Raw genomic sequence first — 13,481 nt, 5'->3', positions numbered from 1 at the left:
GAAGGGTCTCCTGTTCGTCCAATATCAGCCGTTACTGGGCCTGATCCGCCAGCAGCGGCACGCGGCTTTTCTGCGCCATGTCCTGCATATAGCGCAGGGTGTTGGGGCCGAAGTTCAGGCCTTTGACAATGCTCAGGGAGCGCAGCACCGGGTAGAGGTGGAAGTCGGCTTCTGTCAGCACTGGCGGGCTGGCCAGCAGAGGTTCCAGCTTATCGAGCTGCGCCTGCACGGGGGGCAGGAGCGTCTCTGTCTGCGCCATGAGGGCATCCAGATTGCCAAAATGCTGCTCTTCACGAGCAATAAAGGCCTGTCGGGCGGCATCGGTCGCGACTTCTGCAAATTTGCCACGGGTAAAGCGGGGCACAATCAGCTTGAGGCCCAGAGACCAGGTCTGTTTGCTCCAGACCATAAGGGCTTCATTGGCGGGGGATGTCAGCAGGCGCGGCGGGTAGGTGTCATCCAGATAATGCACAATATCCAGACTTTCCGGCATGCAGGTGCCGTCGTCTTTCTGCAGGATGGGCAGACCCTTTTTACCGGTGAGGCGCAGCGGGGTTTCGCTATCGCCTTCCATCACAACGCACAGCTCGACGGGAATATTTTTCAAACCCGCCATCATGCGGGCGCGGGAGCAGAACGGGCAGTGTTCGTAAATATAGAGCTTCAACGACAGACTTCCTCACTCCGACCGGACCCATGGAGAGCCGGCCACTCTCTTAGTTTTGCGTAACTAAAACACGTGAGGGAGAGGATCGTTGCACCGCGGTGCTGGCAGGGCTGGTGTGCTTAGAATTCAGCAGACAGGGTGAAGTGATACACGCGCGGCAGGCCGGCATACAGGCTGGAAGACGCGCCGGAGGTGCCGCTGGGGGCGCCGGTGAAGACGGAGGCCCAGTAGCGTTCGTTGGTAGCGTTGCTCACCCCAAAGCGCAGGACCATCGGCAGGCGTTCGGTCGCGCGGAAGGCGTAGCGCGTGCCCAGATCCAGCGTGGTGTAGGAGCCGGTGTGCAGTGTGTTGGTCACGTTGGCCGCGCGGTTGCCCATGTAATGCATGTTGGCATTAAACGCCCAGCCGGAGGCGAAGGAGCCGAGGGAGGCTGGCAAGCGATAGTCCAGCAGCAGGTTGGCCTGCAGCGGGGCCGCGCCCACAATTTCCTTGCGGTCCAGCGTGGGGGAGGCCGCATGCACCAGTTCCGCATCCAGCCAGGTCATGCCGGCCAGAACGGAAAGGTTGGGCAGCACTTCACCTGAAATCTGGGCTTCCACACCATAGTTCCGCTGCGTGCCACCATACTGGTAGGTCTGGCAGTTGGTCATGGCGGCGCAGCCAGTGTTCGGGTTGGCTGCGGCGACATACATGGCGTAGGGCGAGGTCATGCGGAAGCCGGCGACGTTAAACTGCATGGTATTGTAACGCAGTTTGTAGCCCACCTCATATTCTTCGGAATGGGCGGCGGGCAGCGCGATGTTTGTGTTGGTGTAGCTCGCGCTGTTTGGCGTGACAGGCCCGGCTTCAACAGAGCGACCATAGGTGAAGTAAAAAGTCTGGTTGTCCGTCGGCTTATACATAAGGCTGGCGGTTGGGCTGAACGCGGCAGATGTTTCAAACGTGTCCCGCAGAGCGCTTTTGGCGTTCAGCGCGCCGCGCTGATGGATCCAGCCCCATGAGAGCGTGCCCATGATGGACCAGTGTTTGTTGAGTTGCAGGGTATCCCCCACAATGAAAGACTGGCTCATGATGCTGCTGGATTTATAGCGCCCATGATAATAAGGCTGCGTGCCACCGTTCTGGCTCGCGCCATACATGTTGTGGATGCCCAGATTTTGCGCAGCGGTTGAGGCGGCAACCGGGTTGTAGTTGCCCATCATGTAGCCGTTGGTGCCAATCACCAGATCATGCCGGATGGGGCCGGTGTAAACGCGGCCGTTGATGTAGGCCATGTTACTGCCAACGCGGAAATCGTTCGCGGTGGTGGTGGCGGTGGCTCTGGAGCTGTACCAGCCGTCACTCCCGCGCAGGCCGCCGCAGGTTTTGCCGCCGTCACACAGGGTATCGGCTACACCAAAAGCCTGACGCGCGGCATCCTGATACAAACCACCGAGTGTGAAGCTCCAGTTTTCGTTAAACTGATGCTTGATTTTTCCGAGGAAGGTGTTGGTTTCCATATGGTAGCCGCTCCATTCCGGAGCCAGACGCTTGCTCAGATCCGGAGCTTCCGGGAGTTTGTCGCCTCCCACGCCGGTGGCCAGAATACCAAAGCCGGGCGCACCGCCGCGCTGGTCATAGGTGTAGTGGCTAGCGTCAATTTCGATAACTGTCTTGTCATCCAGATGGAAATCGAAATCACCGCTGACCATTTCACGGCGCATGGAGCTGCCCTGCGTATAGGCCGTGCCATCGGCATGCAGCATGTTCAGGCGGTAGCCGAACCAGCCGTTGCGGCCCAGACGGCCAGAAATATCACCATTCACGGTCGGGGTGCCGATGGAATCCACGCCAACGGAAAGCCGTTCCGTGCGGCGGTCGGTCGGGCGTTTGAGTGTGTATTCAAACACGCCAGCCGGGTTTTCCGGCCCATACATGGCCCCTGCCAGACCATTGAGCACCTGAAGGTTATCCACCCATTCCGCCGGATACGGGGTGGTGGAAACCACGTTCAGCCCGTCCAGACGGGAGTTGGCGACAACATCGGACTCAAACCCGCGAGACTGCGGGCGGGACGTGTTGGGGTCACCACGGATTTCCAACTGCACGGAGGGCAGATACTGCGCCATGTCATTAATGCTGCGGATCTGCTGGTTGACCACAACGTCATGCGTCACACCCATGACGGAGTAGGGCGTGTCCAGCGTATCGCGGTTGCCCAGCGGGCCGAGATACACAACCTTGTTCATATATTTGGCGGCGGTGCCGTCGGCGGCGTGGTGGCCGTGGACGTTGATCGTTTCCCCGTTGGAGCCGTCAAGAATCCCGGCAATGGGGGTAGAGGTGCGCTTTGCAGGCACCGCAGCTGCAGGGGTTTTAAGAGCAACCTTTTGGGCGGGTGCTGCTTTGACGGCGGCCTGTTTATCTGTTGTGGCCTGCGGGGCTGAGGCGGGGACGGGTGCGGGCGTGGAGGCCAGAGCAGAGCTCGTCAGCAGGAGTGCGCCAAATGTCCCTGTGGCGAAAAGGCGGGGAAAACGATCGTGCATGGCTCTGGCAGGTCCGGAATAGGAATGAACAACAAGTGAGCCGCTTTTGCCGAGCTTGCCGGGCGTTGTCTATATACGATCAGACATAAACCTATATACGGACGAATATAATCATCTGACTGATGCCAGAATAATACAGTTGGGCAGTGTTTCGCCGGGAAAATGGGCGTGCCTGCGCAGTTTTCTGCATTATGGTGATGCGGGAAATGTATGGGGAAAACTGTGGCTAAATGTGCATCTATGGTGAGTCTTATTTAAGAAGGGATCACCAACATGACGCATGCAGATTTCAGCGAGAACGAGAGCGGTTTTCAGGAATGGCAACGTAATCACCCGGACGGCGTATTCGTTAATTCTATGCCGGGGAAGCTCAATCCTAACTATCTCGTTGCCCATAAATCAAACTGCCGGACAGTGAGTCGGCATACTGGGCGTACCACAGTGTATTCAAAGCATTGTTTTGATAGCCTGGTGGATGCACAGGCGTATTTAGCGGCAACTTGCGGGAAGCAGGCCTCCACAGGTTGCAACATTTGCCATGTAGGAAAATCCCGCCTTACTGCCGTGTCTGGATAGGTCCACCAAATCCGGACGCGCAACGAAAGCACCTAGGATGCTTTGCTTCAGCTATTATCAATTTTTAGGAGAAAAATGCTGGGGCGAATGACGGGGCTCGAACCCGCGACAACCGGTACCACAAACCGGCGCTCTACCAGCTGAGCTACATCCGCCACACAGCAAGCGCTCATGTAGAGAAACGGAGCTGGCCCGTCAAGACCGAGATGCGGCGAAGAGGCAAAAAATTCCGCCGCCCGCTTTTACGCAGGCGCGGGGCGGCGCTCTGGCGGTCCCGGCTCTGTTTGCAGGCCGCCAGAGGTCAGGAGGTCAGGGGAGGGGTTAGCCTCGCTGGCTGGCCCAGCGTTCGATGCAGGCCACAGCCTCCTGCAACACGCTTTCCTGCTTACAGAAGGCAAAGCGAACCAGATGCGTGGGCGGGGCACCGTTGGACGGGTCATAAAAGGCGGAGGCGGGGATGGTCGTCACGCCAGCTTCTTCCGTTAGCATCCGGGCGAAGGCGACATCATCCAGCCCGTTGGCCAAGGGGGTGATGTCCGCCATCACAAAGTAACTGCCGTCACACGGGAGCACATCCAGCCCTACGCCGCGCAGGCCAGCGGAGAGGATGTCGCGCTTACGGGCCATGTCCCCGGCCAGATCGCGGAAATACTGCTCATCCTTATTCAGGCCGAACGCCACGGCACGTTGCAGGTTGGGGGCGGTGGCAAACACCAGATTCTGGTGCGCCTTGGCCACCACGGCGGCCAGCGGAGCCGGGGCGGTGACGTAGCCCACTTTCCAGCCGGTGAGCGAGAAGCTCTTGCCTGCGCTGCCAATGCGCAGGCAGCGTTCCCGCATGGCGGGGCGGCTCATCAGCGAGACATGCGGCGTGTCGAAAGTGAGATGTTCATACACCTCATCACATACGGCATAGGCGTCGTGCTGAATCAGCAAGCCGGCGATGAAGTCCAGTTCTTCCGTGGAGAACACCTTGCCGGTGGGGTTCATGGGGGTGTTGAGCAGAATGGCCTTGGTGCGGGCGGAAAAGGCGGCCGCCAGCGCCGCACGCGGGAGCGTCCAGCCCGGTTCTTCCAGCCGCACCAGTTTTGGCACGCCGCCAAGCTGGCGGACCATGGGCAGGTAGGTGTCATACAGCGGTTCAATCAGCACCACTTCATCACCAGGTTCGATCAGCGCCATGAGCGAGGCGGCGAGGGCTTCTGTCGCCCCGGAGGTGACGATCACTTCCGACTCCGGATCAATCTCCAGTCCCTGAAAGCGGGCGTTGGAGTCTGCCACCGCGCGGCGCAGCTCCGGCAGGCCGGTTAGCGGCGCATACTGGTTGCGGCCATCCAGCAGGGCATCCGCTGCTGCCTGCACCATGTCGTGCGGGCCTTCCGTATCCGGGAAGCCCTGCCCCAGATTAATGGCGTCATGCGCGCGGGCCAGTTCCGACATCACGGTGAAAATGGTGGTGGGCAGGGCGGCAATCTGCCGGTTGAGCGGTTTTGTCATGGCCGTATGTCCTGAAGGCTGCCGGGGGAAAGACGCAGTGGAAAAGCACAAAGTGGCGGGCAGACTGCCACGGGCTGGCAAGGGGAGAAAAGAGGGGAGATTGATGCCGGATCGTTATATTTCGCACAAGGCCGATTGCCCGCGCGGCCAACCCGTGCAAGTTTGGGGCTGTTCGGCCTGAGCCTTCATGCCCTATGGGCAGGTTCGCGCAGGAAGGACCCCCTCTTGTTCAGTGCAGCACCAGATATATTGATGACGTGACATGAGAAAGATCGAGGCCATAATCAAGCCGTTCAAGCTGGACGAGGTGAAGGAAGCCCTTCACGAACTCGGCCTGCAAGGCATTACCGTGATCGAAGCCAAGGGTTTCGGCCGGCAGAAAGGGCACACGGAACTCTATCGTGGCGCGGAATATATTGTCGATTTTCTGCCCAAGATGAAAATTGAGGTTGTCTGTCCCGCAAATCTGGTGGAACGCGCGGTGGAGGCGATCTCGGCCGCAGCGCGTACCGGACGAATCGGCGACGGCAAAATCTTTATTCTCCCGGTGGAAGACGTGGTGCGAATCCGCACGGGGGAACGAGGGGAAGATGCTATCTGAGGCAGCCCGGCCCGGGGCGCCCCGAGAGCGGACGCGAGTTTTATAATCCTAGACGTGCCGCAAGAGTGTGGTGCGCAACAGGTTGTAGGTGAAGACATATGGTGAAGAAAACGACCACTGCGGGTGACAGCAAAGCCGCAGCGATTGCTAAGGTTTTTGACCTGATCCAGGAAAACTCGGTCGAGTTTGTCGATCTGCGTTTCACGGATCCGCGCGGCAAGTGGCACCACACCACGCAGTATGTCACCACGATTGAAGAAGACACCTTTACCGAGGGCTTCATGTTCGATGGTTCCTCCATTGCCGGATGGAAAGCCATTAACGAAAGTGACATGGTTCTGCTGCCGGACCCGGAAACAGCCGTGATGGACCCGTTTACGGCCCGCCCGCAGCTGATCCTGTTCTGTGACATCATCGAGCCGTCCACAGGTCAGCCCTATAACCGTGACCCGCGCTCCACCGCCAAGCTGGCTGAGCAGTATCTGAAGTCCTCCGGTCTGGGTGATACCGCCTTCTTCGGTCCGGAAGCTGAATTCTTCATTTTCGACAACGTGCGCTTTGGCACGGGCCCGAACTTCGGCAAATATCAGCTCGACAGCATCGAAGGACCCGGCGCGTCCCTGAAGGACTATCCGGAAGGCAACATGGGCCATCGTCCGGGTGTGAAGGGTGGCTACTTCCCCGTACCGCCGGTGGATAGCGAAAACGACCTGCGCGCCGAAATGCTCGCCACCATGGGTGAGATGGGTCTGCCGATTGAAAAGCAGCACCACGAAGTCGCACAGTCTCAGCACGAGCTGGGCACCAAGTTCGACACGCTGGTCCGCTCTGCCGACTTCATGCAGATCTACAAATACTGCGTGCACAACGTGGCCCATTCCTACGGCAAGACCGCCACGTTCATGCCCAAGCCGATCTATGGCGATAACGGCTCCGGCATGCATGTTCACCAGTCCATCTGGAAAGACGGCAAACCGACCTTTGCAGGCAATGGCTATGCGGACCTGTCCGACACCGCCCTGTATTACATCGGTGGCATCATCAAACATGCCAAGGCGCTGAACGCCTTCACCAACCCGTCCACCAACTCCTACAAGCGCCTGATCCCGGGTTTTGAAGCTCCGGTGCTGCTGGCTTACTCTGCGCGCAACCGCTCTGCGTCCTGCCGTATTCCGTATGCCACCAACCCGAAAGCCAAGCGCGTTGAAGTCCGCTTCCCGGACCCGACGGCCAACCCGTATCTGGCGTTCTCCGCCATGCTGATGGCTGGTATCGACGGCATCAAGAACAAGATCCACCCGGGCGATGCCATGGACAAGGATCTGTATGACCTGCCGCCGGAAGAACTGAAGCAGATCCCGACGGTTGCTGGCTCCCTGCGTGAAGCGCTGGAAGCTCTGGCTGCTGACCATGAGTTCCTGCTGGCTGGTGGCGTGTTCACCAAAGACCAGATCGAAAGCTACCTGACGGTGAAGTGGGAAGACGTGTATCGCTTCGAACACACCCCGCACCCGGTTGAATTCGAAATGTACTACTCCGTCTGATCCCTCTCCTTTAGAGGTTCAGTCGATCAGGAACGCGGCCTTCTTCGGAGGGCCGCGTTTTTTTGTGCCTGCCGTCCGGGCGTTGGCCCGGAGGGAGGCTGATACGCTTTTGCTGTTTGGGGGTTGTGTGTTGCCTGCGGGCAGCACTGGAGCGCGCGGTAATTGACTCGGCAGAACGAAGCGATAAGACACCCTCTTGTGATGGTTTTCCCCCACACAGGGGAATGAAAAGGGAACCGGGTGCAGGCCATGCCTGCGTTAATCCCGGGCTGCCCCCGCAACTGTAAGCGGTATGCCTGAGTACGCCCGAGCGCCTGACGCTCGGCCCACTGGAGAAGGTGTTTTTCCGGGAAGGGGTGCGCAGGTGAGATGCCGTAAGCCAGGAGACCTGCCATCCAGCAAGTGGTTGCGATCAGGAAACGCCAGTCGGGGTGAGTTGGCGTGCGTAACTGAGTGTTGCTCCGGCGTCTGCCGCATGGGGCAGGCCAGAAACGCTGTCCTGTGGCAACGGCTGACCACGGGATACGAGTAACCATGAGCCTTTTTCGTTGTGTGCTGACAACCTCCACCATTCTGGCTGTGTCCGGCTTTGGTCTGGCAGGCGCGCAGGCCGCCACCCTTTCTGACGCGCAGACGCCTTCAGGCAAACAGCTGGCGCATAAAGCCGCCTCTTCTGGCAAGACGGTGAAAGGTCGGGCCGGAGTGTCTCGCACCAGTGCACGCGGTGTTTCTGCACCGTCGCAGACCGGCGCGGCGCCGCAAGCAGCGCAGGGGAATGTCGGGCAGGTTGCCAGCGGAAACGGCGTCTCACCTATGGCCGCTCAGCAGCCAGTCGGCATGGCACCGGCGGGGCAAACGCGGGTCTCACTCAGCCCGTCACAGGGATTACCGGAAGTGGTTACGGTCAGTGCGCTGCGCAGGCCTGTGCGGGCGGATGATGTCGGGTCCAGTGTCACCGTGGTCACGGATGAGCAGATTGCCACCCAGCAGCGCCGCACCTTGCCCGATATTCTGGCGCGTCAGCCGGGGCTGAATGTGGTGCGGTCTGGCGGCTTTGGCGGCACAACGTCCATTTTCATGCGTGGGGCCAACCCCAATGACGTGAAGGTGCGTATTGATGGCATGGACATCAATGATGGCAGCTCCGCCAGCAATGCGTTTGATGCCGGGCAGTTTGTGACAGACGGCATTGGCTCCATTGAAATCCTGCGTGGCCCGCAGAGTGGCCTGTATGGTGCGGACGCCATGGCCGGGGTGATTGATATCAACACCAAACAGGGCGAAGGGCGCTTCAAACCTTTTGTGCGGATTGAAGGCGGCTCCTACGGCACGTTCAATCAGGCATTCGGGGCTTCAGGCAGCACCGGGCGCTTCCATTATAATGTTGTTCTGTCCCATTACCGGAGCGACGGTTTTCATGAAATCCCGCGTTATATTGAGCGGTATAATGAGGCCAATCGTGCCCAGCGCCGCGCGGGGGACCGGAATGATAACCGCAGTGCAAACGTCAAACTGGGTTATGACGTCACGCATAATTTTGACCTTGGTCTGACAGCGCGGCTGATACAGGCCAATTATCATACCTTCACATCATATGATCAGATGTTCACGCCATACAACGGTGACCAGCTGATCCGCGACCAGAATACGCAGAATGAGGCCGTTGTGCGCGGCACGGCGCATCTTTCCTCCTTCGGTGGGCGGTTTGATCAGATTCTGGGTCTTGGTTACATGACCAACCGCCGCCGCTACATGCAGGATGGGTCTTACGCGGATGGTGAGCCCGCCATGACGGACCCGGATTACTACCGCTCCACCCGCCTGAAGGTGGACTGGCATGGCACGGTTGACCTGCGGAAATTCGGCACGGTTCTTGTGGGTGCCGAGCATTTTCACGATAATATCAATGTCTCTACGGATGACCCAACGGCCCCGGTTCACACCAGCGCAGGCATGGATACAACAGCGGGCTACGGGCAGTATGAAGGCAATTGGAACCGCATTCTCTATGGTGCGGCCAATGTGCGGTATGATGCCAATTCCCGCTATGGCAACCATGTCACGTGGCGTGTGGCTCCGGCCATCCATGTGCCAAACACCGGTACCATTATCAAAGCCAGTGCCGGCTCTGGCTTCCATGCGCCGTCACTGTATCAGCTGTTTGTCAATCAGCGTGGCGCAGGCTGGGCGGAAGAGGGTAACCCGAACCTGAAAGCCGAAACCATGATTGGCTACGATGTGGGTGTCGAGCAGAAGCTGCTGCATGACAAACTGCATTTTGGCGCCACATGGTATGACAACAAGGTGCGGAATCTCATCCAGTCTTCCTCATATGTGCTGCCGTCGGCTGGGAGTGCATGGGGCGATTACATCTATTCCTACGGCAACGTTGGCCATGCGCGGATGTATGGTGTGGAAGCGTTCCTGGACTGGAAGGCGCTGGATACGCTCAGCTTCGCGCTGAACTACACCTGGACCCACGCGCGGGATACGGAAAACGATGCGCTGCTCCAGCGCCGCCCGCAGCATAAGTTCAATTTCAACACTACATGGTCTCCGGTTAAGGACTTCACGCTGTCTGGCAATATTCTCTACACCAGCGGCTGGCGGGATTATCCTTTGGTGGGCGAAAACTACTGCGCCACCTGTGCTAAAGGGCATGGATACTTCACGATTGATCTGACCGCACATTACAAAATCAACCGCTATATCTCGGTGTTTGCGCGGGCGGATAATCTGCTCAACCGCCAGTATGAAAATCCGGTTGGCTACCTCCAGCCGGGCCGTGCCGGATATGGTGGCTTTACGCTGAATTACTGATCCCCCACAGGGCGCGTGCTACAAGGCCATTGCGACGGAACACTGTTCCTGTGGCAATGGCCTTTTTTACGCCATGCGTTAGAGTGACAAGACAGTTTGAGACGTCTTTGAGAAAGGTTTTCCCGTATGGTCACGCAACGCCCCGAAACACAGTCCACACAGCGCCAGCCGGTGCGCCGCACGTTTAAGGCGCTGGTGCGGTCTGGCATGCTGATGGGCCTGCTCTGCGCATCCGTGTCCGGCACGGCGCTGGCGGAAGACAGCACGGTGCATAACTGGACCACCAGCGGGAATGTGACGGTGGCTGATCGCTTCCCGGATGTGCAGGCGTCCGGCATTGCGCGGCTGCCGGATGGGCGGATTGTGCTCTCTCTCCCCACCAGTGCCCAGCGGCATAAAGGCCCGGTGCTGGCTACATGGACGCAGGGGCAACTGACGCCGTTCCCCAGCAAAGCCGCGCAGAGCAAGATGATCTCCCCACTGGGCATGACAGTGGACGCCAACGGCCAGCTCTGGCTGCTGGATGAAGGTGTGCGGGCGGGCAGTAAGGCCAAAGCCAAACCCGCCCTGCTGCATATTGACCCGAAGACGAACAGGATTATCCGTCGCTACGCATTTGGCGCACCCGCCGTGCGGCCTGACAGCCACGTGAATGATGTGCGCGTTGACCTCACCCACGGCAGCGCAGGCACGGCGTTTGTCAGTGATACGTCACAGACAACGCACCCCGCTCTGCTGGTGGTGGATCTGGCCAGCGGTAAGGTGCGGCGTATTCTGGAAGAAACCGTCTCCGTCAGCCCGGTGCCGGGTTTTGTGATGGAAGCGGATGGTCGCCTCGGCCGGTATGATGCCGAGCACCCCACCGTGCCGCAGGGTGGCGTGGACGGTGTGGCGCTGAGTGCGGATTCCTCACGCCTTTACTGGTCTCCTCTGTCCTCCCGCCGGCTCTACAGCGCTCCGACCGCTGTGCTGGCCGACCCCAACGCCACGGAAGCCACGCTGGAAGCTGCCGTGAAGGATGAAGGGGAAGTGGGGATTATGGACGGCATGATCACCGCCCCCGATGGCAGCCTGTATGTGACGGATATTGAGCGCCATGCCGTGGTGCGTCGCGCGCCGGATGGCAGCCTGTCCCTCGTTGCGCAGGATGCCCGCCTGATTGCACCGGACAGCATGGCGTTTGACGGAAACACTCTCCTGCTGACAGTCGGCCAGTGGGCGCGCCTGCCGGACTTCCATAATGGCAAGGATATGCAGGAACGCCCGTATATTCTGGTGCGTATTACCCCGCCGGCGCTGCCTGCCCAACCCTGAGGCTTTTTTGAAAAACCGCTTCCTGTGCTGTGTCTGCCGAGTTTTGACGGGCACAGGGCAGGGAGCGGTTTTAATTTGATTTTTAGGATGGCGGCAAGCTTCCGGCGTCTTTTGGCCTGATCGGACTAGATGAATTTGGGAGTTTTAAGAGTTTTACCTGCCCGCATACTCATCAGTGCGCAGCAGGCCAGAACAAATTTGTTGCGCGGAAAGCTTCTGCAATATCCGTAAAGGAAGACAATATCCTCGTTGGTTGTTGAGTCATTCTCTTCAGGAATGGGAATGAGCTTTTCGGGATTGTCTTGATTTGCAAAATTCCAGCCGCTTATCAGGCCCAGAAAGGCCTCGTAATACACAACGACGAGCTGACGATTGTTCTTTTCATAGAATTTTACAAATTCTGAACAGGGCGAGGAGACTGGCCCGTAGAGCCGGACCTGACCTGCAGGAAGAGGTTCTGTTTTCAGGAATTTTTTTCTGACAGCTTCGGAAAAGGAGGTGAAATTTTCACTCATATAGTCTGGAATTAAATTCAGATTTTTGAGTTCGCCACTATTATGAACTTCATAGTGTGTTCCCTTATCTCCTATGATGAAGAGATCATCCCTGAGTTCAAAATACGCATCAAGTTTGCCCTCCTTGTTCAGGAAATAGGTCTGGTCATGATCGTCTATCATGTAGGCGTTCAATTTGATCGACAGTTCGAGCATTTTTTCCATCAGGGTGTCGCTCGGCCTTTGTGCGGTAAAACCCCATGGCTCGAACCAGATCGCACTTTCGCCGTTTTCATACTCCTCCCGCACCGGGTTCCCGACATAAATCACTACGCCATAGCGAGGATCTTTTTTATCAGGCTCAAACGCCAGAGTTGGGTCGGCATCAATAACGGCATGGACAATGTGGGGCTGGAATTGCAGAAGGGGACGACCTGCAACTTCGTCATCCCAGCAGCCTGCTTCACGTGTGATGTTCACTGTAAAAGACATTATTTATTCTTTCTGTGATTTATAAAAATTCTTCTTATTGAGAAGTGGGTTTTAAAAAAGGGAAGGATGGTCACTGGCGGTCCAGTCGCATAGTGCGGAGAGCCAGACAGGCTGAAACGAACATGTCATCAGGATTGCGTGTGCAGTAGGCGTATAAAAACGCAATATCCACATTCACGACAGGATTTGAGGTCTGATATGTAACATTTTTCTCCGGGCTATCCTGATAGGCAAAGTTCATGCCGCTGAGAAAACTCAGGCACCAGAAATAGTAAGCGTGAATGGAAAGCGTGACGTTTTTTTGGTAAACCGTGCTGAAAAGTGAGCACTTAAAGGTGCCCAGTCCTTTTAAAAGAGCGGGTGCTGGCGCGTTGGTTTTTCTCTGCGTCGTGTCTGGCTTGTCTTGCAGAAAAGAATAGTCATTTTCTGCAAGATAGTCGGGCAGGCGTGCAGCGTCCGCCAGAGCACCTGTGGGAGTGACGGCGTAGCGTGTGCCTTTGTCTCCCGTAATATAACTTTTTGCGTCCAGATCCTCGGTAATATTCAGTAAACCGCTGGCATCTTTGAAATAGAGGGCACCATGGTCGCTCAGAACATGGGCTTTCAGCTTTTTGGCAAGGTCGAGAAGTTTGAGAACAAGGGGGGCGTCCGCATTGGTGCTGCGAATACCGTCTTTGGTGAAGGAAAATCTGTGAACCTGCGGACTGCCAGAAGAGTCCGGGCTTTTATGCAGAATGGTTCCGTAACCCGGGTCTGAGGCGCTTTCTTCAAAATCGAGCGAAGGGTCTGTTACCACCAATGCATACACAGCATCCGGCATGATGCGCAGGGCAGGGCGTGTCTTGTCCTGCAGTGCGAAAGGCTCCCGCGTGATCAGAAGAGTAACATCCATAATAAAATTCGCCTGAAATCTCTAAAAATACGGTTTCTATTTATAGAAGATACGTTCCT

Annotated in this window: 10 protein-coding genes, 1 tRNA gene and 1 riboswitch; of the genes, 5 read left to right on the top strand and 6 right to left on the bottom strand. The window is 57.6% G+C overall.

The window, feature by feature from the left end; all coding sequences use genetic code 11:
- Positions 1-31: 31 nt before the first annotated feature.
- Both grxB and AD930_RS05025 read right to left on the bottom strand, forming a co-directional pair.
- Positions 32-667, bottom strand: coding sequence for a glutaredoxin 2 (grxB, locus tag AD930_RS05030; protein ID WP_061505350.1), 636 nt, complete (start codon positions 665-667; stop codon positions 32-34).
- Between the two features lie 119 nt (positions 668-786).
- On the bottom strand, positions 787-3,192 hold the full coding sequence (locus AD930_RS05025; RefSeq protein WP_061505349.1) for a TonB-dependent siderophore receptor: 2,406 nt from the start codon (positions 3,190-3,192) through the stop codon (positions 787-789).
- A 273-nt stretch (positions 3,193-3,465) separates the two neighbouring features.
- On the opposite strand from AD930_RS05025, the gene AD930_RS18170 reads away from it, so the two are divergent.
- Complete coding sequence (locus tag AD930_RS18170) at positions 3,466-3,768, top strand: hypothetical protein (RefSeq protein WP_208598571.1); 303 nt, start codon at positions 3,466-3,468, stop codon at positions 3,766-3,768.
- 79 nt (positions 3,769-3,847) lie between these two features.
- Here AD930_RS18170 and AD930_RS05020 read toward each other — a convergent pair.
- Both AD930_RS05020 and AD930_RS05015 read right to left on the bottom strand, forming a co-directional pair.
- Positions 3,848-3,923 (bottom strand) — tRNA-His (locus AD930_RS05020).
- Positions 3,924-4,089: 166 nt separating this feature from the next.
- A complete protein-coding gene (locus AD930_RS05015; protein ID WP_061505348.1) occupies positions 4,090-5,265 on the bottom strand; it encodes an aminotransferase in 1,176 nt (391 codons plus the stop codon).
- Positions 5,266-5,527: 262 nt separating this feature from the next.
- Here AD930_RS05015 and AD930_RS05010 point away from each other — a divergent pair, with 262 nt between their 5' ends.
- The 4 genes from AD930_RS05010 (at position 5,528) to AD930_RS04995 (ending at position 11,544) form a co-directional block, all read left to right on the top strand.
- Positions 5,528-5,866: a P-II family nitrogen regulator gene (locus AD930_RS05010; protein ID WP_043551886.1), complete on the top strand. Its 339-nt coding sequence runs from the start codon at positions 5,528-5,530 to the stop codon at positions 5,864-5,866.
- A gap of 98 nt (positions 5,867-5,964) precedes the next feature.
- Positions 5,965-7,410: a type I glutamate--ammonia ligase gene (gene glnA / locus AD930_RS05005; RefSeq protein WP_043551888.1), complete on the top strand. Its 1,446-nt coding sequence runs from the start codon at positions 5,965-5,967 to the stop codon at positions 7,408-7,410.
- Positions 7,411-7,595: 185 nt separating this feature from the next.
- Positions 7,596-7,820, top strand: a riboswitch (cobalamin riboswitch).
- A gap of 124 nt (positions 7,821-7,944) precedes the next feature.
- Complete coding sequence (locus tag AD930_RS05000) at positions 7,945-10,230, top strand: TonB-dependent receptor plug domain-containing protein (RefSeq protein ID WP_082781713.1); 2,286 nt, start codon at positions 7,945-7,947, stop codon at positions 10,228-10,230.
- Between the two features lie 126 nt (positions 10,231-10,356).
- The gene (locus tag AD930_RS04995; protein WP_244150496.1) at positions 10,357-11,544 is read left to right on the top strand and encodes a major royal jelly family protein; all 1,188 of its coding nucleotides are present in this window, start codon (positions 10,357-10,359) and stop codon (positions 11,542-11,544) included.
- Positions 11,545-11,669: 125 nt separating this feature from the next.
- On the opposite strand, the gene AD930_RS04990 is transcribed toward AD930_RS04995, so the two are convergent.
- Positions 11,670-12,530: a hypothetical protein gene (locus AD930_RS04990; protein WP_061505347.1), complete on the bottom strand. Its 861-nt coding sequence runs from the start codon at positions 12,528-12,530 to the stop codon at positions 11,670-11,672.
- A gap of 70 nt (positions 12,531-12,600) precedes the next feature.
- On the bottom strand, positions 12,601-13,422 hold the full coding sequence (locus AD930_RS04985; RefSeq protein ID WP_061505346.1) for a hypothetical protein: 822 nt from the start codon (positions 13,420-13,422) through the stop codon (positions 12,601-12,603).
- Between the last annotated feature and the right edge of the window lie 59 nt (positions 13,423-13,481).

It is taken from the genome of Acetobacter malorum, assembly GCF_001580615.1.
GTDB classification, from domain to species: Bacteria; Pseudomonadota; Alphaproteobacteria; order Acetobacterales; family Acetobacteraceae; genus Acetobacter; species Acetobacter malorum.
Note: the sequence above shows the minus strand (reverse complement) of the source record. Positions and strands in the feature narration are given on the sequence as shown.